Here is a 24,239-nt window from a genome sequence, read left to right as displayed (position 1 = left end):
ACCCGGGCGCTGAGCGTCGTGCCCGAGCGGTCGAGCCTGCGGCTGTGGCTGCGCCCCGGGATGCTCGGGCTGCACGTGCTGCTCGTCGTCGCGGTCTCGGCCTGCGTCGCCGGTGGGCTCTGGCAGCTCGGCTCCTACGAGCGCCAGCAGTCCCAGGAGCGGGTCGAGCGGGCGGCGCTGGCGCCGGTCCCGCTCGCCGAGGCCTGGGGCCCCGACGAGCCCTTCACCACCGACCAGGACCAGCGTCGGGTGCAGGTCACGGGCACGTTCGCGCCCACCGCGGAGCAGGTGTGGATCGCCGGACGCACGCAGGAGGGCGGCGACGGCTTCTGGCTCGTGGCGCCTCTGGTCGTGCAGGGCGGACAGGACGCCCTGCTCGTCGTCCGCGGGTTCTCCGCACAGGTCGCCGACCCGCCCGCCGTCCCGGAAGGGACGCTGGACGTGGAGGGGGTCCTGCTCCCTAGCGAGGGTGAGGGGACGCCGCTGGACGCGGACCGGGTCGCCAGCACCCTGCGGGTCCCGTCGCTGCTGAACGACCTCGCGCGGCCCCTCTACCCCGGCTACGCGATCGCCACGACCGACACCGGTGCAGGCCTGGCCCTGGCCGAGGAGCCCGAGCCCGACGTCTCGTGGACCGTCGGTCTGAACAACCTGGCCTACGCCCTGCAGTGGTGGGCCTTCGCGCTCTTCGCCGTCTTCATGTGGTGGCGGATGTGCACCGACCAGGTCGCCGACGCCCGCGCCGTGGACGTCGCCACGACCGATCCCCCTCCCCCTGACCCGTGACGCCGGTATACCACGGTCCCTCGGCAAACCCGCACGTCCCACGGGAAGTTTCCCTGGGGAGGCGCAGGCTTGCCGTGGGAAGCGCCGCCGGCGGACCCAAGGGGCCTGCCCGGGCCCGGTCGGGTCTGGAGTCGGTCGATAGGTTGGTCCAGTGAGCAAGACCGCTGTCGCCTACCGGGTCATGGCCTGGATCGTGGGCGTGAACCTGATCGTCGTCTTCGCCGGCTTCTTCGGCAAGATCCTCACCGAGGAGGGCTCGTTCTGGTACCGGAACGAGGACACGTTCCTGGTCATCGACCAGGTGCACGGCGTCCTGTTCATGGTGCTGCTCGTGCTGATCGCCGTTCTCTCGCGACGGCACCGTTGGACACCGGGCTTCACCGTCGCCACGATGCTGCTGGCGACCATCCCGCTGCTCAGCTTCTGGGGTGAGCGCCGCGCCACCCGACGCCTGCGCGCCGACGTCCCCGCCTGACGACTCGACCACTCCCCGCGGCAGACCCGCACCTCCCACGGGAAGCGGGAGGTGCAGGTTTGCCGAGGGACCGTGGTAAACCGGCAGCGGTGGTCAGCGGCCCGTGAAGGTGGCGTTGCCGGGGCCGTTCTCCAGGAACGAGGCCATGCCGTGGCGAAGGTCCGCGGTCTCGAACAGGGCCGAGGCGATCTGCGTGGTGCGGGCGTTGGCGTGGGCCAGTCCGCCGGCCTCGAGCTCGCGCAGGATCTGCTTGGCGGCGCCGAACGCCCGCGTCGGGCCTGCGGCCAGCTGGTGCGTGAACGCCGTCACCGCGTCGTCGAAGCCCTCGACGGGCAGGACGCGGTTGACGACGTTCCAGCGCTCGAAGGTCGGTGCGTCGAAGAGCTCACCGGTGAAGACGATCTCCTTGGCCCGACCGACGCCGGCCCGCTGCGCCAGACGCTGGGTCCCGCCCATCGTCGGCGTGAGCCCGATGACCCGCTCGACCATCCCGAACCGCGCCTTCTCGCTCGCCAGGACGATGTCGCACGCGAGCGCCACCTCCAGCGCCCAGGTCAGCGTCAAGGCGTGCGCCGCGAAGACCGTCGGCACGTCCAGCGCTGCCACCCGGTCGGGCAGCTCCATCATGCGGTCGTAGAGCGTCTTGGTCTCCTCACGACTCGTGCGGGCGTGGAACTGCGCGACGTCGACGCCGCCGGAGACGGCGCGACCCTCGGCGCGGATCACCAGCGCCCGGGGGAGATCGGCCTCCACGTCGTCCAGGCACCGGTCGAACGCCTCGTGCAGCTCCAGGGAGTACAGGTTCACCGGCGGGGCGTCGATGGTCAGGAAGGCGACGCCCTGCTCGTCACGCCACAGGTCGACGCTCACCGTCGGACGTCCGGGTCGTAGACGCCGCCGCGATCGGCGGTGGCCAGGCGAAGGACGACCATCCCGAGGGTGGCCGCGAGGGCGAGGGCCAGGATGCGGAACGGGTGCTGGAGCATGGCCACACGCTAGCCGTCCGGCAGACGGAGCGTCGTCCCCGTCCGTTGCATCGACGTGGGACAATGGAGGCAGCATCGACGAGAAAGGCACCACGTGGCCAACCTGACCGCCTCGCTGACGACCAACCACGGAGTCATCGAGGTCACGCTCTTCCCTGATCACGCACCCAAGACGGTCGAGAACTTCGTGGGTCTCGCGCAGGGCACCAAGGAGTGGCTCGACCCCTCCACCGGCAAGGTCACTGCCACGCCCTTCTACGACGGCCTCACCTTCCACCGGATCATCCCCAACTTCATGCTGCAGGGCGGCGACCCGCTCGGCACCGGCACCGGGGGTCCGGGCTACACGTTCGACGACGAGATCCACCCGGACCTCCGCTTCGATCGCCCCTACCTGCTGGGCATGGCCAACGCCGGGCCCGGGACCAACGGGTCGCAGTTCTTCATCACGGTCATCCCCACCGACTGGCTCAACCGCAAGCACACCATCTTCGGTGAGGTCGTGGACGCCGACAGCAAGGCCGTCGTCGACGCCATCGAGGCGGTGACCACCGACAACTTCGACCGTCCGGTCGAGCCCGTCGTGATCGAGAAGGTGACGATCTCCGGTCCCTCGCCCTCCTGACGTGAGCGAGCCCGCCTCCCCCGCGTCGGACCGGTGCTACCGGCACCCGGACCGCGAGGCCTACATCTCCTGCCAGCGGTGCGGACGGCGCATCTGCCCGCACTGCATGCAGGAGGCGTCGGTGGGCTTCCAGTGCCCCGACTGCGTGGAGCAGGGGCGCAAGGCGGTCCGCGCGCCGAAGACCCTCGCCGGCGGGTCGGTTCCCGCCGCGCTGGGCCGGGTGTCGATCGTGATCATCGCGATCAACGTCGTCGTCTTCCTCCTGACGGACGTCGCCCGGGTCACGGCGATCGACGCCGCCGGCGTGATGTCCGCGGCCAACGTGCTCGAGGGCGGTCGTGTCTACCCGGGCGTGGCCGACGGCGGGTACTGGCGGCTGCTCTCATCGGCGTTCCTGCACGCCGGGGTGCTGCACATCGCGCTGAACATGTACGCGCTGTACCTCTTCGGCCCCCTGGTGGAGCGGGCGTTGGGCACGGCCCGCTTCGTCCTGGCCTACGTCACGATGGCCGTGGTCTCGTCGGTCTTCGTCTACTGGTTGTCCGATCCGATGGGCTTCACGGTGGGCGCATCGGGCGCGGTCTTCGGGTTGTTCGGCCTCGCCCTGGTCCTGCTGGTCCGTGCGGGCCAGGACGTGCGGGCGCTGCTCGTCCTGCTGGCCATCAACGCCGTCATCAGCCTGCAGGGCAACATCAGCTGGCAGGGTCACCTCGGCGGGTTCATCGCCGGACTGGCACTGGGTCTGGCCGTCGCCCTGCCGCCGCGGGAGCGCCGGGCGCTGGTGCAGCGTCTTGCCTACGCGGCGCTCTGGCTGGGCGTGGTGGCCGCCGTGGCGGCTCGGACCGCCACTCTCGCCTGAGTCGCTGTCCACATGGTGCAGGTCACATCGCGGCGTTGCCCACAGCGATGTCCACAGATGTGAACAACACCGGTGTAGTTCGTGGTCGCGTCACTCCCACTTCATGGCGAACCCGAAGGCCGCGCAGATGAAGCCCATGCCGATGACGATGTTCCAGTTGCCGAGGTCGGTATAGAAGGGGATGTCGACGTCGGTCTGCTGGATCGTGTAGAACACCACGATCCACACCAGGCCGATGAGCGCGGAGGCGATCATGAGCGGCGCGGCCCAGCGGTTGCCCACGGTGCCCGGCTCGCGCGGGGGCGGCTCGGGGCGGGTGCGGTCGGCGACGTTGAGGGCAGCGAACGCCAGGACCGCCGCGATGACGTAGTTCCAGCGGCCGAGCTCGATGACACCGGGCACCGCGCCGACGCCGGGGAAGTCCGCGTCGGAGGTGGCGAAGTACGTCGCCACCGCCCAGCCGATCGCGACGACGAGCAGCAGCAGGGCCAGGGGATGGAACCACCCGCCGCGGAACCTGGACGGCTGCTCTGCTGCGGACGGCTTCTTGGCCACGACGACTCTCCCGGGGCTGCTCGACGATGTGGAGGGGAACCTCCCCGCTAGCGTAGACGTACGCACGAGGAGAGGAACGGGCACGTGACCGAGCAGACCACGTCGAGCCGCCAGCCGTGGGCCGTCGGCACGCTGGTCGTGTGCCTGGTCGGTGGGCTGTTGTTCGTCGCGTCGGCGACCACGTCCCGTGGCTCGGACCTGCGGCCCACCGGGTCGGACCTGCGCTCGGTGGTCGCCGATCGCACCGAGCTCGTCGACGAGCGCCGCGCGGAGGCGGCCGAGCTCGACGCCGACGTGGCCCGGTTGACCGCCTCGGCACCGCCGAGCGACCTGCTCGACGAGATCCGCCGACGCATCGAGTCGCTCGGCTCGCTCGCCGGGCTGGCGCGAGCGCAGGGGCCCGGCACGCGCGTCGTCCTCGATGACGCCCCGCGTGACGTCGCACAGGACGACGAGGTGGACCCCAATGTCCTGGTGGTGCACGAGCAGGACATCCGCGCCTTCGTGAATGCGCTCTGGGCCGGCGGCGCCGAGGCGGTCTCCCTGCAGGGACAGCGGATCGTGTCCACGTCGAGCATCACCTGCGTGGGCAGCACCGTCGTCATCGACGGCGTCCCCTACGCCCCCCCGTACGTCATCGAGGCCGTCGGGGACGCCCAGGGCATGAGCTACTCGATCGGGACCTCACCACAGACCCTGAACTTCCAGCGCTACGCCCAGCGGTACGGACTGGGCCTGGAGCTGGCCACGCTCGATGACGTCGACGTCGCGGCGTACGAGGGCACCGTGGCCCTGAGGCACGCTCGTGCGCTGCGTCAGGACCCGGTGCCGGCCGACGACTGAGAGCCTGCCTCAGGGCAGGATCTCGTCCTCGTCGGGAGGTCCGTTGCCGTTCTCGTTCCCGTTGCCGTTCCCGTCGCCGTTGGCAGCCTCGTCGCCGTTCCCGCCACCCTCGTCGTCACCGGTGTTGGTGGAGATGGTGATGGTGATGGACGTCCCCGGCGGGACGCTCTGCCCCTGTGGGACGGACTGGGCCGAGACCTGGCCCTCCGGCACGGTGGCGTCGGGGTCCTCGGTGGTCTCGACCTCCAGCCCGGCGTCCTCCAGGGCGGAACGGGCCTCGTCCTCGTCCTGGCCGACGACGTTGGGGACGGAGACCTGACCACGCGAGACGATGACGGTCACGGTGGTGCCGCGGTCGACGTTGGTGTTGGCCGGCGGAGTCGTGGCGATGACGGTGTTCTCCGCCTCGTCACTGTCACGTTCCTCTCGTTCGGACTGCAGCCCCGCATCCTCCAGCGCGGACTCGGCCTCGTCGAAGCTGAGGTTCACCACATTGGGAACGGCCACCTGGTCCGGTCCGGCGGAGACGACGAGCGTCACCTCCGAGCCGTCCTCGGCCGTGCTCTCACCTTCGGGCGACTGCTCGACGACGAGGCCGGCCTCCACGTCAGGGTCGGTGCGCTCCTCGGTCTCCACCACGAAGCCCTCTCCCTCCAAGACTCTCGTGGCCGCCGAGACCTCCTCGCCGACGACGTCCGGGACATCCACCTGGGCGACGGGGTCAGGGCGGGTGTTCTGGAAGAGCAGGAAGGCGACGGCACCGAGGATGAGCAGGGCGACGATGCCCAGGGCCCACCACTTGGCGCGGCTCTTCTTCTCCTCCTCGGGCTCCTCGTCGTCGGGACGGGCCGCGTGGGCGCCGGCCACGGCTGGGGTCACGGCGGTGGCGCCGGCCACCTGGGTGGCCGCCTGCGTGGGAGCGTCGACGTAGTGGCCCTCGATGGCCCGCTCGAGGTCGCGGCGCATGTCGGCGGCGCTCTGGTAGCGGTCGTCGGTGCGCTTGGCGAGCGACATCGCGACGATGTTGTCGACCGACTCCGTGACGTCGGGGTTCAGCTGCGACGGGGGTCGCGGCTCCTCGCGCACGTGCTGGTAGGCCACGGACACCGGGCTGTCGCCCACGAACGGGGGACGGCCGGTGAGCAGCTCGTACAGCAGGCAGCCGGTGGAGTAGATGTCCGAGCGGGCATCGACGGTCTCGCCTCGCGCCTGCTCGGGGGAGAGGTACTGCGCGGTGCCGATGACGGCGGCGGTCTGCGTCATGGCCGAGGAGGCGTCGGCGATGGCGCGGGCGATGCCGAAGTCCATCACCTTCACCTGCCCGGTGGGCGTCAGCATGACGTTGGCCGGCTTGATGTCGCGGTGGATGATGCCGCTGCGGTGGCTGTAGTCCAGGGCGCTCAGCACGTCCGCGGTGATCGACAGGGCTCGCTCGGGCAGGATCTTGCGGTCGTCCTGGAGGACGTCGCGCAGGGTCTGGCCCTCGACATACTCCATGACGATGTAGGGGATGTGGTGGCCCTGGGGGTCGGTGGACTCGCCGGTGTCGTAGACGGCGACGATCGACGGGTGGTTGAGGGCGGCCGCGGACTGCGCCTCTCGGCGGAAGCGCGCCTGGAACGTGTCGTCGGACGCGAGGTCGATGCGCAGCTGCTTGATCGCCACGGTGCGGCCCAGGCGCAGGTCGCGCGCCACGCGCACGTCGGCCATGCCGCCGCGCCCCAGCAGGCCGCCGAGCTCGTAGCGCTCGCCAAGCCGGATCGGGTCGTCGCCGGTGTCGGTCATCGTGTCAGTCTCCCTGATTGGTGGGTTCGGGCGACGACCGAGGTCGTCGGCCCACGCCGAGATCGAGTGGTGGGGGTCATTCGTCGAGCACCGCCTGCATCACGTCGCGGGCGATGGGTCCGGCCAGCCGGCCGCCGGCGATCTCCGAGCGGGCGGTGTCGCTGGACTCCACGACGACGGCGACCGCGACCTGCGGGTCGTCGGCGGGCGCCATGGACACGAACCACGCGTAGGGCGGTCGATCGGCGGTGGACTGGGCGGTGCCCGTCTTGGCCCCGACGTCGGTGCCGGGGATCCGGGCGGAGCCGGCGGTGCCGTCGGTGACGGTGCTGACCATCATGGAGGTGAGTCGGTCGGCGTTCGCCTCGCTCATTGCCGTGCTGAGACGCTCCGGCGAGGCCTGCTCGATGACCCTCAGGTTGGGCGAGCGCACCGTGTCGACGACGTAGGGCCGCATGACGTCGCCCCCGTTGCCGATCCCGGCCGCCACCATGGCCATCTGCAGCGGCGTCGTGGCCACCTCGAACTGGCCGATGCCCGACTGCGCGAGCTGCGGCGCCTCCAGGTCGGTGTCCTCGGCCGTGAAGCGGCTCTCGTTGGCCGCCAGGCCCACCAGCGGGTCGGTGCCGAAGCCGAACTTGGCCGCCTGCTCGTCGAGGGCCTCCTGGCCCACCTCGCCGGCGATGTCGCCGAAGCTGACGTTGCAGGAGACGTTCAGTGCACGCTCGAAGCTGATCTCCTCACCGCCACAGTTGCCGCCGCCCTCGTTGGGCAGGGTGTAGTCGATGCCGGGGAAGGAGAGGGTCGCCCCGCCCTGGACGTCGTCGTCGGGACGCAGGTCCAGCTCCTCCATGGCGGCCGCCGCCGTGACCAGCTTGAAGGTCGATCCCGGGGGGAGGGTCTGCTGCGTGCCGCGGTTGAGCATCGGCTGGTCGTCGTCGCCGGTGAGCTCGTCCCACGCGTCCGCCACGGCGCCGAAGTCGTGGCTGGCCAGCCGGTTCGGGTCGTAGGACGGCTGGGTGGCCATGGCCAGGATCGCCCCGGTCTTGGGGTCGAGGGCGACGACCGCCCCCTTGGTGCCCTCACCGAGCGCCTCCAGGCCGGAGGCGGCCGTGCGCTGGGCGAGCGGGTTGATGGTCAGCTCGACGCTGCCGCCCTTCGGCTGCTTGTTGGCCAGCAGGTCGACGACGCGGTTGACGAAGAGCCGGTTGTCGGTTCCCGCAAGGACCCGGTTCTGGGAGTTCTCCAAGGCACCGCGGCCGTAGACGTAGGAGAAGTAGCCGGTGAGCGGGGCGTACAGGCCGGGCGACGGGTACTCGCGCTGGAAGCGGTACTGGTCGTCACTCCCGACGCTCTCGGCGATCGGCTCGCCGTCGACGAGGATGGCACCGCGGTCACGGGAGAACTCCTCGTTGATGACGCGCTGGTTGCCGTTGCGGTCGTTGAGGTCGTCGGCCTGCACGAACTGCACGACGTTGGCGTTGAGCAGCAGCGCCATGAACAGCACGAGCGCGGCGACGGCGAGGTTGCGGATGGGCTTGTTCACGACAGCTTCACCACCTGGGTCTCCTCGTCACGGTCGTAGGACGCGACCTCGGGCGCCGGGCGGCGCGTCTGGTCGCTGATGCGCAGCAGCAGCGCGATGATCGCCCAGTTCATGACGATCGACGAGCCACCCTGCGCCATGAAGGGGGTCGTGAGGCCCGTCAGCGGGATGAGGCGAGTGACCCCGCCGATGACGACGAAGACCTGCAGCGCCATGGAGATGGCCAGCCCGGCGGCGAGCAGCTTGCCGAAGGCGTCGCGACAGGTCAGCGCGATGCGCAGACCGCGTTCCACGATGAGTCCGTAGATGACCAGGATCGCCATCAGCCCGGTGAGGCCGATCTCCTCGCCCATCGAGGTCGCGATGAAGTCGGAGAAGGAGAACGGCGTCAGCTGCGGGCTGCCCTGGCCCCAGCCACGACCGAGGATGCCGCCGTGCGCGAGGCCGAACAGGGCGTTGATGATCTGGCCGTTGCGGTCGGGATCGGAGAACGGGTCGAGCCAGGCGTCGAAGCGCACCCGGACGTGCCCGAACGCCAGGTAGCCGAACCAGGCCCCGACCACGAACAGGCCGCCGCCGACGACCAGCCACCCGGGCCGCTCGGTGGCCACGTAGAGCATCACGACGAACAGGCCGAAGAACAGCAGGGAGGAGCCGAGGTCGCGCTGGAAGACCAGGATGCCGATGCTCAGGAGCCAGCCGAGGCCGATGGGTCCCAGGTCGCGACCGCGGGGCAGGTCGATGCCGGCGAAGCGGCGTCCGGCCAGCGCCAGGGCGTCGCGCTTGAGCACCAGGTAGCCGGCGAAGAAGATCGCCAGGCAGATCTTGGCGGCCTCGCCGGGCTGGAAGCTGAACGGGCCGAGGATGATCCAGATGCGAGCACCGTTGATGGTCTGGCCGATGCCCGGCACCAGCGGCAGCATCAGCAGGGCGATCGCGGCCGCGCCGAAGGTGTAGGTGTAGCCCTGCAGGCGGCGGTGGTCACGGATGACGAACAGGACGGCCGTGAAGGCCAGGATGCCGATCGCCGTCCACATCAGCTGGGCGTTGGCCAGCGGCTGGTAGCTGCCGCCGAGGCACAGGTCCTCGCAGCCGAGGTCGATCCGGTAGATCATCGCCAGGCCGAGACCGTTGAGGCACAGCACCAGCGGCAGGAGCACGGGGTCGGCGTACGGGGCCAGGGTGCGGACGATGACGTGCCCGACGACGGCGGCGGCCACGAGGGCACCGGTGAGCTTGAGCGCGCCGGCCGGCACGGTTCCCTCCACACCGAGCCCGACGGCGCAGTACGCAGCGACACCGATGAGGACGGCGAGCACGGTGAGTCCGAGCTCGGCGCCGCGGCGCTTGCGGGGCACGAGGACCTGCTGCTGGCTCATGCGACCACGTCCTCAAGAAAACCACCGTAGGAACGTGCTCGCATGGGAATTCCCCTGTTCACGCCCCCTACGCCCCCTACGCCCCCAAGCACTCCGCTGCGCTCCGTGCAGGGAGGTGCCCCCAGCAGAGCTCGCGGGAGGGGCCCCCAGCTCATGGGTGCACCTGCCCGGCGGCCGCGAGCGCGCTGGAGGTCTCGTCGTCAGAGGGTGACGGTGAGGGTGACTCCGAGGGGGAGGGGCTCGGCTCCGGTTCGGGCGCGAAGGACTCCAGATCAGTGACGATCTGGCGAGCATCCGCGCGGCTGGAGGCCCCGATGCCGTCGCGAACCTGACGGGCCGTGAACTCCGGCAGCGTGTCGGTCTGGAGCTGCGTGACCTGCTCCACCGTGTTGAGGGTGAGGCCCGGGATGTCGGCCTGGATGCCGCGGTAGACGGCGACCCGGCCGTCGGACTCCGCGACGAAGTACTGGTCCTGGGACCAGCGGTAGCCGTACACGCTCGCGGCGGCGATCACGCCGACCAGCACGAGGAGGACCGCGGCGCGGCGGGCCCAGCGCCAGCGCGACGGCGGCTGCGGCGCGTAGCGGATCTCCTCGGGATCGATCGCACCCTGCCGGCTGACCACCGGGTCGGCGGTCTCGCCGTGGCCCAGGTCCTGGCCGGTGCGGGCCCGCGGTCCATCGGCAGCCGCTCCCACGAGCTGGGGCCGGCGGTCGGAGGAGGACAGGTGGTCGTCGAGGTCCGCGGCGGCGTCGGTGAGCTCGCCGATGACGACGGTGACGTTGTCGTAGCCGCCGGCCTCCAGGGCGTGCCGGACGAGCTCGGTGGCCGCCAGGTCGATGGTCTCGGAGCCGAGGAGCGCCTCCATGGTGGCGTGGTCGACCATGTCGCTGAGACCGTCGGAGCACAGCAGGAAGCGATCGCCCTCCTGCCCCTCGACCCAGTCGAAGTCGGCCTCGTTGTCGTCGCGGCCGAGCATGACGCGCAGCAGCAACGAGCGGTGCGGGTGGACTCGAGCCTCCGCGGGGGTGATCTTCCCCTCGTCGACGAGGCTCTGCACGAACGTGTGGTCGGCACTGACCTGGCGCAGCTCGCCGTCACGCAGGAGATAGGCGCGGGAGTCACCGATGTGGGCGGTGGCGAAGCGTTCGCCGTCCCACAACATCGCCTCGAGCGTCGTGCCCATGCCCTCCACGGAAGGGTCGTGACGCACCAGCTCGCCGAGGCGGGCGTTGGCGTGCGTCACGGCGCGTCCCAGGGCGTCCATCGGGTCGATGTCCGGAAGGTCGCGGTCGAGCTCCCGGATGATGTTCATCGCCTCGGCGGAGGCGAGGTCACCTGCTGCCGCGCCACCCATCCCGTCGGCGACGGCGATGAGACGCCCGCTGGCGTAGCCGGAGTCCTGGTTGGTGGAGCGTCGCAGGCCGACATCGGTCAGCGCGACGTAGTCCAAGCGCAAGGAGGTCATGTGGCGCTACTTCCGCAGCTCGACGATGGTCTTGCCCAGACGGACCTGGATGCCGGGACCCACGGGCGTGGGACTGGTGAGCCGCTGGCTGCCGAGGTAGGTGCCGTTGGTGGAGCCGAGGTCCTCCACGAACCACTGCTCACCGTTGGTGGCGAAACGGGCGTGTCGGGTGGACACGTAGTCGTCGTCCAGGCGGATGGCGGCGTCGGTTCCACGGCCGAGCAGGATCGGGTCGTCACCGAGCGGAACGCTCTGGCCGGAGTTGGGACCGGACACGATCTGCAGCTTGGTGGGGGCACCGCGCGGTGCGCGCCGGCCGCGCCCCTTCTTCTCCTTGACCGGCTTGGACTTGGGTTGGCGGGTGCCGGACGTCTTGGCCTGCGCGGTCGCCTTGGTGCCGAAGATGTCTGAGCGGATGACCGAGACGGCCGACAGCACGAACAGCCACAGCACGGCCAGGAAACCGAGCTTGACGAGGGTCAGGGTGAGCTCGGACATCAGGTCCCTTCGTCCGCGGTGTTGCGGATGAGCACGGTGGTGTTGCCCAGACGGATCTCCGAGCCACTGGCCACCGAGGCGGTCTGGACCCGGTGCCCGTTCAGCACGACGCCATTGGTGGAGCCGAGGTCGGTGACCGTCACCGAGGTGACGTCGCCGGAGGTGTGGATCTTGATCTCGGCGTGGCGGCGGGAGATGCCCGGGTCGTCGATGCGCAGGTCGGCGTCGCTGCCGCGGCCGATGACCACGCCGGGCGGCTCCAGCGGGTGCTTGAGGCCGTTGACCTCCAGGATCACGCTGGAGCGGCGCACGGCGGTCTCGGTCATCCTCTGTCCGCGCACGGGGGTGACGGACGCGTTGGTGCGGCTGCGGACCCGGAACCTGCCGGTGTGCAGCTGGGGCGTCTCGTCGAAGGCGATGGCCAGCGGGCCGGCGAGCGTGTACCGCTGCTCGTCGACGTGCTCCTGCACCAGGACGGCGAGCTCGTTCTGCAGCGTCGAGCCGAACGGTGCGAGTCGCTCGTAGTCCGGCGAGGACAGCTCCACGGTGAAGTCGTTGGGCACCAGCATGCGCTGGCGCGACAGCACGTGCGCGGAGTTGTCGACCTCCCGCTGGATCGCCGAGGCGATCTCCACGGGCTGCACGGCGCTGCGGAACGCGCGCGCGAAGGCGCCGGTGACGGCACCCTCCAGGCGCTGTTCGAAGCGCTGGAGCACTCCTGCCATCGGTCTTCCACCTCCCGCGACGTCTTGGGGTCCCTGCGATGGTATCGGGAGGGGTGGCGGTTGCCCGGCGGGACGGTCCCGGTTCGCGTCCTGTTAAACTCGGCGCTTGGCCCGCAAGGGCCGTGCGCGCGAGTGGCGGAACGGCAGACGCGCTGGCTTCAGGTGCCAGTGTCCGCAAGGGCGTGGGGGTTCAAATCCCCCCTCGCGCACAGCACCGACAGGGCCGAGCTCTTCACGAGCTCGGTCCTTCGTCGTCCTCTGGGGCCACACGGCCACGACGCGGCATCGCTCCCCACCGGTGCCTGCCCGCAGGTCGTGGTCTGCAGGTCTTGGCGATGTCGGCCATCATCGAACGATGAGACTTCTCGGGCTGGGACTGGCGACCGCCCTTGTTGCGGCCGGGTGCGCGGGCACGGAGAGCGCCGTGTCCGGCCCGGACGTGGTGGGGGAGGACGGCCGACCGTTCGCGGTGGAGGAGGTCGACGGGTTCGACGACCCGTGGGCCATGGCGTTCCTGCCGGGCAGCGGGGACCTCCTCGTCACCGAGCGCAGCGGCACGCTCCACCTGCGCGACGCCGACAGTGGCGAGCGGGTGGAGGTCGAGGGCGTGCCGGACGTCGCGGTCGCCGGCCAGGGTGGTCTGGGCGACGTCGTGGTCGGACCGACGTTCCAGGACGACCAGATGGTCTACCTCAGCTGGGTCGAGGACGGCGGCGAAGGATCGGGAGCGGTGGTCGGCTCGGCACGTCTGGAGACGAGTGACGGTGCCGCGTCGCTGGAGGACCTGGAGGTCATCTGGCGCCAGAGCCCGAAGATCGCGGGCGACGGCCACTTCTCGCACCGGATCGCCCTCGACCCGGACGGAGAGCACCTCTTCATCTCCTCGGGCGACCGACAGCAGAAGACGCCCGCGCAGGACACGTCGAACACGCTCGGCACCATCGTGCGCCTGACCCTCGACGGCGAGCCCGCTCCCGGCAACCCGCTCGCGGACGAGGGCGGGGTGAGCAGCGAGATCTGGAGCTGGGGTCACCGCAACCCCCTCGGCCTGGAGTTCGCCGAGGACGGCTCGCTGTGGTCCAGCGAGATGGGTCCCGAGGGTGGCGACGAGCTGAACCTGGTCGAGGAGGGCGCCAACTATGGCTGGCCCGAGGCCTCCGACGGCAGCGACTACGGGGGAGGGGACATCCCCGACCACGCGGAGGGCGACGGCTTCGAGGCGCCGAAGGCGGGGTGGACGCCGTCCATCTCGCCGGGCAGCCTGATGATCTACACCGGCGACCTGTTCCCGGAGTGGACGGGTGACGCGTTCCTCGGTGCGCTCTCCGGGGAGGCGCTCGTGCGCGTGGAGGTCGACGGGACGACGGCCGGCGACGACGAGGCCTTCGCCATGGGTGAGCGCATCCGCGCCGTGGAGCAGGGCCCCGACGGGGCCATCTGGCTGCTGGAGGACGCGGGCGCCGGCCGGCTCCTGCGCCTGACCCCCGCCTGACCCGGCCCGCGCCTCACGAGACTGTGGGGCGGGTCGGCCGCGGACCACCCGTCAGCGGCTCCAGTGGTAGCGGTTCTCCGGACGTCCAGCCGCGCCGTAGCGAGGCGCCACCTGCGCCCTGCCCTGTGTGACGAGGTGCTGGAGGTAACGCCGCGCACTGACGCGCGAGACGCCGACACGATCGCCGATCTCCTGCGCCGAGGCCGAGCCCTCGTGGGCGGCCAGCGCTTGCTGCACCGCGTCCATCGTGACCCGGGAGAGCCCCTTGGGCAGGCTGGTCCAACGGGGCGGGCGTGACGGAGCAGCCAGCAGCCGGTCGACCTGGACCTGGTCCAGCTCGCTCTGCTGGACCGCCGTGCGGCGGATCTCCTCCCGGTGGCGCAGGAAGTCGTCCAGCCGCTCGCGCAGCACCTGCGCGGTGAACGGCTTGACCAGGTAGTGCAGGACGCCACCGGCCATGGCCGATCGCACGGTGTCGAGCTCGCGGGCGGCAGTGATGGCGATGACGTCGACCGTTCGCCCCGGGCGGTCCCGGATCTCACGCAGCACGTCGAGCCCGGACATGTCGGGCAGGTAGACGTCGAGCAGGACGAGGTCCGGCGCGGTCTCGTCGAGCAGGCGCAGCGCCTCGGTCCCGGTGTGGGCCACGCCGACGACCAGGAACCGGCCGTCCATCTCCACGAAGCCCCGGTGCAGGGCGGCGACGGCGAAGTCGTCGTCGACGACGAGGACGCGGGGCTGCTCAGTCACGCTGCGTCCCCGTCGTCGCCGGGACGCGGGACGGGCCGGACGTCTGGTGGGGCAGGGACGCGAGGAAGCGGGCCCCGCCCGACGGCGAGCCCGAGACCACGACGTCACCACCGCGGCGGCGGGCCACCCGCTGCACGAGCGCGAGGCCGATGCCGCGCATCCCGGACTCGGTCTTGGTGCTCCAGCCGGACCCGAAGATCCGGTCACGCTCCTGCGGTGGGACGCCCGGACCGTCGTCGTCCACGATGATCGAGACGCCTCGCTCGTCCTCGTCCAGGCTGACGTGGACGTGGCCGTCCGGGGAGCAGGCGTCGACGGCGTTGTCGACGAGGTTGCCCAGCACCGTCACGAGGTCGTCGGAGCGTTCGGAGGAGGTCCCCGGCGCCGCCCCGTCCCCGCCGGTGCCCAGGCGGGAGTCCGGATCGACGACGAGCCGCACGCCACGCTCCTCGCTGGTCGTCGTCTTGGCCAGCAGGAGGGCGACGACGTCGGGGTCGGTCACGCCCGGTGCGACCGTCGCCCGGGTCAGGGCACCCCCGTGACCGGAGCGCGCGATGGCCTCGACGGCCTCCTCGGAGCGACCCATCTCGATCAGGCCCGAGATGACGTGCATGCGGTTGGAGAACTCGTGGGCCTGGGCCCGCAGCGCCTGGGTGACGTCGCGCGCGCCGTCGAGCTCACGGATCGTCCGGAGCACCTCGGTGCGGTCGCGCAGGACGAGCACGGCGCCGACGATCCGTCCGTCGACCCGGGTCGTGCTGCGCTGGCCCAGCAGGATGCGCTCCCCGGCGAGCAGCATCCGCTCCTCGGTGTCGCCGTCGGCACGCAGCAGCGCCAGCAGGCTGGGGTCCAGGACCTCCGCGGCGCGGCGCCCGACCGGGGACGGGTCCGCCCCGAGGAGCCGGATCGCCTCGTCGTTGGCCAGGACGATGCGTTCCTGGGTGTCGATGGCGAGCAGGCCCTCGCCGATGCTGTGCAGCATGGCCTCGCGCGTCTCGAGCAGGGAGGCGATCTCCTCGGGCTCGAGCCGGTAGATGCGCCGCCACACCAGGCGCGAGACCCACACCGCTCCGAGGGTGCCGACCAGCACCGCGCCGACGAGCCACGCACCGAGTCGGGTGAGGTAGGTCAGCAGGTCGTCCTGCAGCTCGGCCTCCAGGACGCCGACGGAGACCGTGCCGATGACGGTCTCGTCGTCGCGGATGGGCATCTTGACGCGCCAGGACTCGCCGAGGGTGCCGGTCTGGGTGCCGACGTAGGTCTCGCCGGAGAGCGGGATCGAGGGGTCGGTGGAGACCCGCTCGCCGAGGCGCTCGGGGTCGGGATGGGAGAAGCGCATGCCCTGCTCGTCGGTGACGACGACGTACGTGACCCCGGAGGCCTGCCGGATGAGCTCCGCGATGGGCTGGATGGTCCCCGCCGGGTCGTCGGAGTCGAAGGCGTCGACGACTGACGGCAGCGTTGCCACGCTCTGGGCGACGCCCACCATCTGGTACTGCGAGGCCTCGCGAATCTGGGAGTCCTGCATGGTCGTCGCCACGACGCCGACGATGCACACGGTCGTCATGACGATGACCAGCTGGAGCCCCAGCATCTGCGTGCGCAGCGAGACCCGCTTGATCATCCGGCCATTGTGCCGCAGGTCACAGGCGATGGACGCCCCGGACGGCGTGACCACAACGTCCAATACGACCGTTATCTCCGCAAGGTTCCGTGCCGTGCTCGCCCCTCCCTACGGTGCTCGAGGACTGTGACACCGGTCACGAACCCTCAAAGGAGCGCACTCTGATGTTCACCACGCGGACCCCTCGCCGACCTCGCACCCTGGCGGCCCTGTCGCTGGCCGGGGCGCTGACCCTCGCCGGCTGCGGATCGCTCACGGAGAGCTCCGACGACGGTGCCGGCGCCGAGGGCGGCATCGACCAGCTGGAGATCGTCGTGCCCGCCGAGCCCGGCGGTGGTTGGGACGCCACGGGACGCGCGATGCAGAACGTCCTGCAGGAGAACGACCTCACCGAGAGCGCCCAGGTCGTCAACGTCGGCGGTGCCGGCGGGACGGTCGGCCTGGCCCAGCTGGCCAACGAGCGTGAGGAGAACACGCTCATGGTGATGGGTCTGGTGATGGTCGGTGCGGTCGAGACCAACCAGGCGGAGGCGACGCTCGAGGACGTCACGCCGATCGCCGAGCTCACCGAGGAGCCCTTGATCATCGTGGCGCCGGCGGACTCGCCGTACGACACGGTCGAGGACCTGATCGCGGACATCGACGCCGAGGGCCAGGGGGTCTCGATCGCCGGCGGCTCGGCGGGAGGAGCCGACCAGATCCTGGCCGGACTGCTCCTGCAGGACGCCGGCATCGAGCCGACCAGTCTCAACTACGTTCCGTACTCCGGCGGTGGCGAGTCGCTGGCCGCGCTGCTGGGGGGCAAGGTCGACGCCGGCATCTCCGGCGTCGCCGAGTACGCCAGCCAGGTCGAGGACGGCGAGCTGAAGGCGCTGGGCGTCTCGAGCGAGGAGCCTTCCGAGCTGCTGCCCGACGTGCCCACGCTTGCCGACCAGGGCACCGACCTGACACTGACGAACTGGCGCGGTGTCGTGGCTCCGGGATCGATCGAGGACGACAAGGCCGACGAGCTCGCCGACCTGGTCACGGAGATGAGCGAGACCGAGGACTGGGACCAGGTGCTGGAGGACAACGCCTGGACCGACGCCTTCCTCGCCGGCGACGAGTTCGCCAGCTTCCTGGATGAGGAGATCACCCGCATCCAGCAGGTGTTGACCGACATCGGCCTGGTCGAGTGACGATGGCCTCCACCTCTGCAGCGGACGCGTCGCAGCGCACCCTCCCCGTCGGCGAGCTGGTGTTCGCCGGAGGGGTGATCGCCCTCGGCCTGTTCACGGTGGTTCGCGCCGGCGCCATCGTGCAGCCGGTGTCCGCGGGCTCCCTGGGCCCGCAGGCGCTGCCATACGTCGTGGGCATCGCCCTGCTGCTCTGCGGTGCGGCCGTCGGCATCGGCGTCCTGCGCGGTCAGCGTGGTGTGGCCGAGGACGGTGAGGACGTCGACGCCGATGACAGCACCGACTGGCGCACGGTCGGGCTGCTCATCGCCCTGTTCCTGGCCCACGTCCTGCTGATCCTGCCGATCGGGTGGCCGCTCGCCGCGACCGTCCTGTTCGGTGGATCGGCCGTCATCCTGGGCGCCAGGCCGTGGTGGCGTGCCGCCGCGATCGGCCTGGTCCTGGCCCTGGTCCTGCAGCTGGCCTTCGCCGGTGGACTGGGCGTCTCGCTCCCGGCCGGCCCGTTGTTGGAAGGAGTTCCGGTTCTCGGTGGATAGCTTCTACGCCCTCATGGAGGGCTTCGGCACTGCACTGCAGCCGTCCTACCTGTTCCTCGCGCTGGTCGGTGTCTTCGTCGGGACCGCGGTCGGTGTCCTGCCCGGCATCGGGCCGGCCATGACGGTCGCCCTGCTGCTGCCGCTGACCTACACCCTGGATCCGACGGGCGCGTTCATCATGTTCGCCGGCATCTACTACGGCGGCATGTACGGAGGCTCGACGACGTCGATCCTGTTGAACACCCCGGGCGAGTCTGCCTCGATCATCACGGCGCTCGAGGGCCACAAGATGGCGAAGATGGGCCGCGGGACGGCCGCGTTGGCCACGGCGGCGATCGGCTCTTTCGTGGCCGGGACGGCCGCCACGATCGCGTTGACGTTCATCGCCCCGCTCGCCGCGGCGTGGGCGGTCCAGCTGGGTCCCGTGGACTACGTCGCCCTGATGATCCTGGCCTTCATGACGGTCGGTGCGCTGCTCGGCAGCTCCGTGAGCCGAGGCCTGACGTCACTGACGTTGGGACTGTTCATCGGGCTCATCGGCGTCGACCTGATCTCCGGTCAGCAGAGGTTCACGTTCGGGCTACCGGTCCTCGGCGACGGCATCGACGTCGTCGTGGTGGCGGTCGGGCTGTTCGCGGTCGGCGAGGCGCTGTACGTGGGGTCGCGCCTGCGCAAGGGGCCGGTCGAGGTCGTGCCGATCTCCAAGGGGTGGCGCAGCTGGATGACGCGCGAGGAGCTCAAGTACTCGTGGAAGCCCTGGCTGCGCGGGACGGCGATCGGGTTCCCGATCGGCACCATCCCGGCCGGCGGGGCCGACGTCTCGACCTTCGTCTCCTACGCCGCGGAGGAGAAGCTCGCCAAGGGCGAGCGCAAGGAGCAGTTCGGCAAGGGGGCCATCGAGGGCGTCGCCGGACCGGAGTCGGCCAACAACGCCGCAGCCGCCGGCGTCCTGGTTCCGCTGCTGACGCTAGGTCTACCGACGACGGCGACGGCAGCGATCATGCTCGCCGCGTTCCAGCGCTACAACATCCAGCCGGGCTCCCAGCTGTTCGAGGGCGACGCGACGCTCGTGTGGGCGCTGATCGCGAGCCTCTACATCGGCAACATGATGCTGTTGGTCCTCAACCTGCCCCTGGTGGGCATGTGGGTGCGCGTCCTGCAGATCCCGCGCCCCTACCTCTATGCGGGCATCCTGACGTTCGCTGCCATGGGCGCCTTCTCGGTGAACTTCATCCCTGCCGACGTGATGGTGCTGCTGGTGATCGGTGTGATCGGCTTCTTCATGAGGCGCTTCGGCTACCCGATCGCGCCGATGGTGGTGGCGATGATCCTTGGGCCGATGTTCGAGGCACAGCTGCGGCGCGCCCTCTCCATCTCCCAGGGCGATCCGCTGACCCTGGTGCAGTCGCCGTTCGCTCTCGTGGTCTACGCGGCGCTGGGCCTGGTGATCGGGGCCACGATGTTCGTGCGGCGCCGAGCCGCCACCTCGCCGGTCACGCCTGGGTCCACCGGCCACGAGGCGGCGACCGGGTCGAGGGCCGACGGGGATCAGCGGTCGTGACCTGCTCGCTCCGTCGGCCCGCCACCTCAGAATGGGTGGGAGGCCGTGCGGTTCCAGACGCCGAAGGCGCGGCGACCCCGCTGACGGGTAGGCGTCAGGGCGACGTCGCCCGGGCGGTTCCGGTGGTCGTCCATGACCACGGGCGCCCGACGGCGGGGGTCGGCAGGTAGCCGGACTCGAGGTCGACGCCCTCGAAGCCGTGGTCGTGCAGCAGCCCGGCCGGGTCGCGGGTCAGGTGGCAGCCTCCGACCAGCCGCCGCTGCAGACCGTCGAGACGGTGCTGCCAGCGGGCGACGGAGGCGTCGGGGGAGAGCCCGTGCTCGGATACGTGCAGGGCTCCTCCGGGGCGCAGCACCCGATGCGCCTCGGCCAGGGCGGCGTCGACGTCGGGGATCGTGCACAGCGTGAAGGTCGACAGGACGGCGTCGGCCGAGTCGGTCTCGAGCTCCACCCGGGCCCCGTCCAGACCGATCCGCCTGACGGGCACGGCGGTGGCAGCGCGCCGGGGACCCGACAGCTCCCACGCGCGGTCCGACGGCTCCACCGCCAGCACCTCGGTGACCTCGGCGGGGTACGACGTGACATTCAGGCCCGAACCGAACCCCAGCTCGAGCACGCGGCCGCGCAGACCCTGGCAGGCACGCTCGCGCGACGGTCGGAGCATGTCGTTCCCACAGGACCGCTCGACGACGTGCGGAAGCACCCGATCGTTCCACCAGGACATGGCGCCACGGTATCCGCCGCTATGGTCGCGACGATCACTCGCAACAATATCGATTGACAATCGATAGGTACACGTCGATAGTAAGCAGGTGCTTGCTGACAAACGTGTGGTGCTCGCGCTCAAGGCGGGCCTGGTGGCGCTCTTCGCGGTCCTGGTCGTCCTGCAGGTCCTGTCACTGCCGGGGCAGTTCCGGTACATGGCCGAGCAGGAGCCCGACCTCGCGCACCTGCGCTGGCCCCTCACGGCACTCGCCGTCTTCTGGGTGCTGTGCGTGCAGGTGGTCGTGATCGCCACGTGGCGCCTTCTGGGCCGGGTCCAGGCGGACCGGATCTTCGACGAGGCGTCCTTCGCCTGGGTCGATGCCATCCTCGGCGCGATCGGGGCCGCGTGGGTCGTCCTGGCCGGGGTGTTCCTCGTCGTGGACTTCACCGCCGACGACCCCGGTGTCCCGCTGCTGCTGTTCCTGCTCGTCGTCGGTGTCGCGGTCCTCGGACTGCTGATGCTGGTGATGCGCGCCCTGCTGCGCCAGGCGACGATGCTGCGCTCCGACATGGACGAGGTCATCTGATGCCCATCGTGGTGCGCATCGACGTCGAGCTGGCTCGCCGCAAGATGAGCGTGGGTGAGTTCGCCGACCAGGTGGGACTCACCCCCGCCAACGTTGCCGTGCTGAAGAACGGACGCGCCAAGGCGGTCCGGTTCAGCACCCTGGAGGCCATGTGCCGCGTCCTCGGGTGCCAGCCGGGCGACCTTCTGGAGTGGGTCGAGGACGACGGTGCAGACGCGGTCGACCGCGCTGGGTCGATGGCGCCATGAGAGACAGCGCCATCACCACCCTCGCGGTCCTGCGTGACGAATCGCCGCAGCTGCAGTTCGTCGGGGGTGGTTCTCGCCGTGCTGCCGTCAACTTCGCGTGTTTCGGCCTCCGGCGTTGCATGCTTCACGGCGGATCACGGTCGCATGCGGGTGGCGATGCGAAGTCCCATGTGTCGCGCAGCCGAGGGCTCAGGGTTCTTGGAGGCATCGGCGGCTCGAAAGTGGCAAGAGAAGCAATAGTCACTCAACAGGACAACCACTGCGAAGCGCTAGGCGGGCGTCACCGAATCGACCGATAGCACAACGGTGGAGCCCACAGGCGCGACCAGCCTTGGAACCGAGATGGTTGCTGACGTACCCCGGATCCGGCAGAGAGCGCCCCCATTCGCGGAGTCCGTGGCGACCACGACGGCACGGAGCGTGCTCTCGTGTTTCACTGTCGGCCGACTCGACGGCACGCGATCGTCGAGGATCTGGCCGTTCTCCAACATCACGATGCGGTCGCCGAGGGCGTGAATTTCGCGGTCGTCGTGAGTGACGTAGAGGATTGGGATGGATCGCTCTGCATTCCACGCCCGAAGGTCGGCGACGATGCGCGCCTTCGTCTCGAGGTCCAACGACGACATGGGCTCGTCCAGCAAGAGTGCTGCTGGATCAGTGACGAGTGCTCGGGCGATGGCCGTTCGTTGTCGCTCACCGCCGGACGTCTCGCGAGGCCGCCGGCCGCGCAGATGCGAGATACGGAACGATTCCATGATGTCGAGGGTTCGCCGACGTCGCTCACCGCGGTCGAGGCGTCGGAGTCCGTAGGCGATGTTGTGCTCGATAGACAGGTGCGGGAAGAGCGCGAGGTCCTGGAACACCAAGCTGACATGTCGGCGGGCGATCGGCACCTCGATGCCGCTCTCGGCGTCGAACAGTGTTCGATCACCCACGGTGATGAGTCCGCGGTCTGGCCGGACGACGCCGGCGATGCATTGCAGGAGCGTCGTCTTGCCGGCGCCCGATCGACCAACGATCATCGTGATCTCGCGGCGGAAGGCGAGATCGGCGTCCACTTGGAAGGCTCGTCGCCCCCGAGCACGCAGCCGGGCGGTGACGTCGACGACCAGGGCTCGGTCTCTCGTCTGACGAGGCAGGTCGGGCTGGGTGGACGACAGGTTCTGCAGGCCAATGCTCAGGCTCATCGTGGTTCGATCATTCGGTCTGGATTGGACTGTGGAGTGATGCGCCCGACGGCTCGCCAGACGACGATCGCCAGGCCGGCGAGCACCACGAGCAAGAGCGCAAGCGGAAGGGCTTCGCGCAGGCCACCGGCTTGGAAGCGGACCCAGAGGTGAACGGGGAGGGTCTGCGGGTTGTAGGCGAGGATCATGGTGGCCCCGAACTCGCCCAGCGCCCGGACCCATGCCAGCACGAGGCCAGCGGTGATCGTGGGCAGGGCAAGAGGTAGTGATACCCGGCGGAACACAGTCCAAGGCGAATCGCCCAAGGTTGCGGCAGCTATCTCAAGTTGAGGCTCCACGGCATTGAACGCGACCATCGAGGTGATGATGACGAACGGGGCCGCGACGTAGAGCTGCGCCAGGATGATCCCCGCCGAGTTGCTGTGGAGGGGGAGCCCGAGGTCGGCGCTGACCTGGCCGACCGTGCCTAGCGGACCGAATGTCAGTAGCAGGAGGACGCCTCCGGCCAAGCCCGGCAGCACCATCGGAAGCGCCACCAAGCAGATCAGCAGTGGTTTGCCGGGGAACCGCCCCCGCGCCAGGACGTAACCGAGTGGTATCCCCACCAGGGCCATCACGCCGACGGATGCAGTGGACGTCCATGCGGAGAGCCGGACGGCGCGCGCCGCACCGGGTTCGCTCCAAGCCGCGGCCAGCGTGGACCACTCTGTCGTGAGGACTAGGTTGAGCAGCGGCAGGAGCAGCACGAGCAACAGACCGCTACCCACCAGGGTGAAGGCGACCAGCATCGCCCTTGGTCTCCTCACTCTGGCCGTCATGGCCCGGCGTCGGGTGTCAGGTCGGTCAGCCATGTCGGAGCGCGGTCCGCGTCACCGGTGAAGCGCAGCTCGATGTTCCCGAATCCGGACTCGGCGAGCAGGTCGGGCTCGGTCAGGACAAAGCGGAGAAACGACTCGCCGCGCTCGGGGTCCTCCGCCACCTCAGGTATCGTGATCGTGAACAAGATTGGCGCGCCTGTCACGACGACGCCATCCGGGTTGGTGTACGACGTGGTTGCGTAGTCGTCTGCGTGAGCAGGATCCCCGAGGTTGATTTCCGGCGGGAGAGTGACATACGGAAGTCCCGCGGCGACCGCCTCGTGCCGGTAGAAGATGCCGGCGTCGAACTGCCCGGAATCGACCCGTGCCAGCAGGGACACCTCGGGGAGCACCTGGTCGGGATTGATGTCATCGCCCAGCAGCTCGGCGATCTTCGGCTCCCCATAGTGACGCGCAGCGAGCTCGAAGAGGAACAGCGTGCGGTAGCCCTTGGGATCAATGGTGGGATCGCCTCGACCGAAGCGGATGTCGTCGCGCATCAAGAGCTCGTACCAGGCGTTCGGGTCGTCCTCGGCGGCGGCGAAGTCCTCGGCGTGCGGGCCGGAGGGGCTGTAGCCGATCACCAGCTGCGATGACGCGAACGTGACGTACCAAGAGACGAGGTCGTCGTTGGCCGGCCCCATCAGCACCTCCTCGTTGACCTCGGGGTCGGCGCTGATGAACACATCCGGCGCGCGCAAGCGGTCCCGGATCATCTGCGCGGCTCCGAGAGAGCCGTGGGCCTCTCCCTCGTAGCTGGCGCTTTCGGCCTCGCTGTAGGCCGGTCCGAGACCGTTCTCGACCACGGCGGCGAGTGAACCTGCGTACAGAACGGAAACCGGGTCAGGAGCAGCGGTCGACGGGGTGCTCGATCCGCATCCGGCCAGCAGCGTCGCGAGGGTGATCAGGGCTACGGCCCCTCGCGTCGGCGCCGCTGGTCTGGGACGATGCGTTGGGTAGTCGTTTCTACTCACGAAACAAACCTCT

The 24,239-nt window shown here is 70.0% G+C and carries 25 protein-coding genes and 1 tRNA gene; 12 read left to right on the top strand and 14 right to left on the bottom strand.

The genetic code is table 11. The annotated features are described in order from the left end of the window. Window positions 1-18 precede the first annotated feature (18 nt). Window positions 19-786, top strand: a complete 768-nt coding sequence (locus tag ACHAAC_RS14635) for an SURF1 family protein (protein WP_435717026.1) — start codon at window positions 19-21, stop codon at window positions 784-786. Window positions 787-937: 151 nt separating this feature from the next. Next, on the top strand, window positions 938-1,261 hold the full coding sequence (locus ACHAAC_RS14630) for a DUF3817 domain-containing protein (RefSeq protein ID WP_435717025.1): 324 nt from the start codon (window positions 938-940) through the stop codon (window positions 1,259-1,261). A 93-nt stretch (window positions 1,262-1,354) separates the two neighbouring features. Here the strand turns inward: ACHAAC_RS14630 and ACHAAC_RS14625 are convergent, their stop codons facing one another. After that, window positions 1,355-2,131: an enoyl-CoA hydratase/isomerase family protein gene (locus tag ACHAAC_RS14625; protein ID WP_435717024.1), complete on the bottom strand. Its 777-nt coding sequence runs from the start codon at window positions 2,129-2,131 to the stop codon at window positions 1,355-1,357. A gap of 210 nt (window positions 2,132-2,341) precedes the next feature. Here ACHAAC_RS14625 and ACHAAC_RS14620 point away from each other — a divergent pair, with 210 nt between their 5' ends. Beyond that, window positions 2,342-2,872 (top strand): peptidylprolyl isomerase, encoded by a 531-nt coding sequence (locus ACHAAC_RS14620; protein ID WP_435717023.1) that lies wholly within the window; start codon window positions 2,342-2,344, stop codon window positions 2,870-2,872. A gap of 1 nt (window position 2,873) precedes the next feature. Beyond that, a complete protein-coding gene (locus ACHAAC_RS14615; RefSeq protein ID WP_435717022.1) occupies window positions 2,874-3,731 on the top strand; it encodes a rhomboid family intramembrane serine protease in 858 nt (285 codons plus the stop codon). Between the two features lie 90 nt (window positions 3,732-3,821). On the opposite strand, the gene ACHAAC_RS14610 is transcribed toward ACHAAC_RS14615, so the two are convergent. Further along, complete coding sequence (locus tag ACHAAC_RS14610; protein WP_435717021.1) at window positions 3,822-4,286, bottom strand: cell division protein CrgA; 465 nt, start codon at window positions 4,284-4,286, stop codon at window positions 3,822-3,824. Between the two features lie 84 nt (window positions 4,287-4,370). Here ACHAAC_RS14610 and ACHAAC_RS14605 point away from each other — a divergent pair, with 84 nt between their 5' ends. Beyond that, window positions 4,371-5,129 carry a DUF881 domain-containing protein gene (locus tag ACHAAC_RS14605; protein ID WP_435717020.1) on the top strand — a complete coding sequence of 253 codons (759 nt, stop codon included), beginning with the start codon at window positions 4,371-4,373 and terminating at the stop codon, window positions 5,127-5,129. Window positions 5,130-5,138: 9 nt separating this feature from the next. Here the strand turns inward: ACHAAC_RS14605 and pknB are convergent, their stop codons facing one another. The 6 genes from pknB to ACHAAC_RS14575 all read right to left on the bottom strand — a co-directional run bounded on the left by pknB (window position 5,139) and on the right by ACHAAC_RS14575 (window position 12,530). Next, a complete protein-coding gene (gene pknB / locus ACHAAC_RS14600) occupies window positions 5,139-6,914 on the bottom strand; it encodes a Stk1 family PASTA domain-containing Ser/Thr kinase (protein WP_435717019.1) in 1,776 nt (591 codons plus the stop codon). 76 nt (window positions 6,915-6,990) lie between these two features. Continuing rightward, a complete protein-coding gene (locus ACHAAC_RS14595) occupies window positions 6,991-8,460 on the bottom strand; it encodes a peptidoglycan D,D-transpeptidase FtsI family protein (RefSeq protein ID WP_435717018.1) in 1,470 nt (489 codons plus the stop codon). After that, window positions 8,457-9,839, bottom strand: coding sequence for an FtsW/RodA/SpoVE family cell cycle protein (locus tag ACHAAC_RS14590; protein WP_435717017.1), 1,383 nt, complete (start codon window positions 9,837-9,839; stop codon window positions 8,457-8,459). Before ACHAAC_RS14590 ends, ACHAAC_RS14595 begins: the two co-directional genes overlap by 4 nt. A 151-nt stretch (window positions 9,840-9,990) precedes the next feature. Continuing rightward, complete coding sequence (locus tag ACHAAC_RS14585) at window positions 9,991-11,307, bottom strand: PP2C family protein-serine/threonine phosphatase (RefSeq protein ID WP_435717016.1); 1,317 nt, start codon at window positions 11,305-11,307, stop codon at window positions 9,991-9,993. Between the two features lie 6 nt (window positions 11,308-11,313). After that, a complete protein-coding gene (locus ACHAAC_RS14580) occupies window positions 11,314-11,805 on the bottom strand; it encodes an FHA domain-containing protein FhaB/FipA (protein ID WP_435717015.1) in 492 nt (163 codons plus the stop codon). Further along, entirely contained in the window at window positions 11,805-12,530 is a 726-nt protein-coding gene (locus ACHAAC_RS14575; RefSeq protein WP_435717014.1) for an FhaA domain-containing protein, read from the bottom strand. The genes ACHAAC_RS14580 and ACHAAC_RS14575 overlap by 1 nt, the downstream gene beginning before the upstream one ends. A 126-nt stretch (window positions 12,531-12,656) precedes the next feature. On the opposite strand from ACHAAC_RS14575, the gene ACHAAC_RS14570 reads away from it, so the two are divergent. Both ACHAAC_RS14570 and ACHAAC_RS14565 read left to right on the top strand, forming a co-directional pair. After that, window positions 12,657-12,739, top strand: a tRNA-Leu gene (locus ACHAAC_RS14570). 146 nt (window positions 12,740-12,885) lie between these two features. Continuing rightward, complete coding sequence (locus tag ACHAAC_RS14565; RefSeq protein ID WP_435717013.1) at window positions 12,886-14,022, top strand: PQQ-dependent sugar dehydrogenase; 1,137 nt, start codon at window positions 12,886-12,888, stop codon at window positions 14,020-14,022. Window positions 14,023-14,073: 51 nt separating this feature from the next. On the opposite strand, the gene ACHAAC_RS14560 is transcribed toward ACHAAC_RS14565, so the two are convergent. Both ACHAAC_RS14560 and ACHAAC_RS14555 read right to left on the bottom strand, forming a co-directional pair. Next, window positions 14,074-14,772, bottom strand: a complete 699-nt coding sequence (locus tag ACHAAC_RS14560) for a response regulator (RefSeq protein WP_435717012.1) — start codon at window positions 14,770-14,772, stop codon at window positions 14,074-14,076. After that, a complete protein-coding gene (locus tag ACHAAC_RS14555; protein WP_435717011.1) occupies window positions 14,765-16,396 on the bottom strand; it encodes an ATP-binding protein in 1,632 nt (543 codons plus the stop codon). Before ACHAAC_RS14555 ends, ACHAAC_RS14560 begins: the two co-directional genes overlap by 8 nt. A 164-nt stretch (window positions 16,397-16,560) precedes the next feature. Here ACHAAC_RS14555 and ACHAAC_RS14550 point away from each other — a divergent pair, with 164 nt between their 5' ends. The 3 genes from ACHAAC_RS14550 to ACHAAC_RS14540 are packed head-to-tail and all read left to right on the top strand — an operon-like array spanning window position 16,561 to window position 19,668. Continuing rightward, window positions 16,561-17,574: a Bug family tripartite tricarboxylate transporter substrate binding protein gene (locus ACHAAC_RS14550; RefSeq protein WP_435717010.1), complete on the top strand. Its 1,014-nt coding sequence runs from the start codon at window positions 16,561-16,563 to the stop codon at window positions 17,572-17,574. A gap of 2 nt (window positions 17,575-17,576) precedes the next feature. Next, complete coding sequence (locus ACHAAC_RS14545; RefSeq protein ID WP_435717009.1) at window positions 17,577-18,107, top strand: tripartite tricarboxylate transporter TctB family protein; 531 nt, start codon at window positions 17,577-17,579, stop codon at window positions 18,105-18,107. Continuing rightward, window positions 18,100-19,668, top strand: a complete 1,569-nt coding sequence (locus ACHAAC_RS14540) for a tripartite tricarboxylate transporter permease (protein WP_435717008.1) — start codon at window positions 18,100-18,102, stop codon at window positions 19,666-19,668. The genes ACHAAC_RS14545 and ACHAAC_RS14540 overlap by 8 nt, the downstream gene beginning before the upstream one ends. 94 nt (window positions 19,669-19,762) lie before the next feature. Here ACHAAC_RS14540 and ACHAAC_RS14535 read toward each other — a convergent pair whose 3' ends face one another. Beyond that, complete coding sequence (locus ACHAAC_RS14535) at window positions 19,763-20,392, bottom strand: class I SAM-dependent methyltransferase (protein ID WP_435717007.1); 630 nt, start codon at window positions 20,390-20,392, stop codon at window positions 19,763-19,765. An 88-nt stretch (window positions 20,393-20,480) separates the two neighbouring features. On the opposite strand from ACHAAC_RS14535, the gene ACHAAC_RS14530 reads away from it, so the two are divergent. Both ACHAAC_RS14530 and ACHAAC_RS14525 read left to right on the top strand, forming a co-directional pair. Further along, window positions 20,481-20,960 carry a DUF2975 domain-containing protein gene (locus ACHAAC_RS14530; RefSeq protein ID WP_435717006.1) on the top strand — a complete coding sequence of 160 codons (480 nt, stop codon included), beginning with the start codon at window positions 20,481-20,483 and terminating at the stop codon, window positions 20,958-20,960. Next, a complete protein-coding gene (locus tag ACHAAC_RS14525; RefSeq protein WP_435717005.1) occupies window positions 20,960-21,208 on the top strand; it encodes a helix-turn-helix domain-containing protein in 249 nt (82 codons plus the stop codon). The genes ACHAAC_RS14530 and ACHAAC_RS14525 overlap by 1 nt, the downstream gene beginning before the upstream one ends. Window positions 21,209-21,477: 269 nt before the next feature. Here ACHAAC_RS14525 and ACHAAC_RS14520 read toward each other — a convergent pair whose 3' ends face one another. From ACHAAC_RS14520 to ACHAAC_RS14510, 3 genes are read right to left on the bottom strand one after another with little or no spacing between them, the layout of a single operon-like run. Beyond that, window positions 21,478-22,395, bottom strand: a complete 918-nt coding sequence (locus ACHAAC_RS14520) for an ATP-binding cassette domain-containing protein (protein ID WP_435717004.1) — start codon at window positions 22,393-22,395, stop codon at window positions 21,478-21,480. After that, the gene (locus ACHAAC_RS14515; RefSeq protein ID WP_435717003.1) at window positions 22,392-23,183 is read right to left on the bottom strand and encodes an ABC transporter permease; all 792 of its coding nucleotides are present in this window, start codon (window positions 23,181-23,183) and stop codon (window positions 22,392-22,394) included. Before ACHAAC_RS14515 ends, ACHAAC_RS14520 begins: the two co-directional genes overlap by 4 nt. A gap of 26 nt (window positions 23,184-23,209) precedes the next feature. Next, complete coding sequence (locus ACHAAC_RS14510) at window positions 23,210-24,226, bottom strand: extracellular solute-binding protein (RefSeq protein ID WP_435717002.1); 1,017 nt, start codon at window positions 24,224-24,226, stop codon at window positions 23,210-23,212. Window positions 24,227-24,239: the final 13 nt, after the last annotated feature.

Origin of the sequence: Aeromicrobium sp. CF4.19, from assembly GCF_051262555.1 — a bacterium.
Lineage (GTDB): Bacteria > Actinomycetota > Actinomycetes > Propionibacteriales > Nocardioidaceae > Aeromicrobium.
This window is presented reverse-complemented; position numbering and strand designations above follow the sequence as displayed.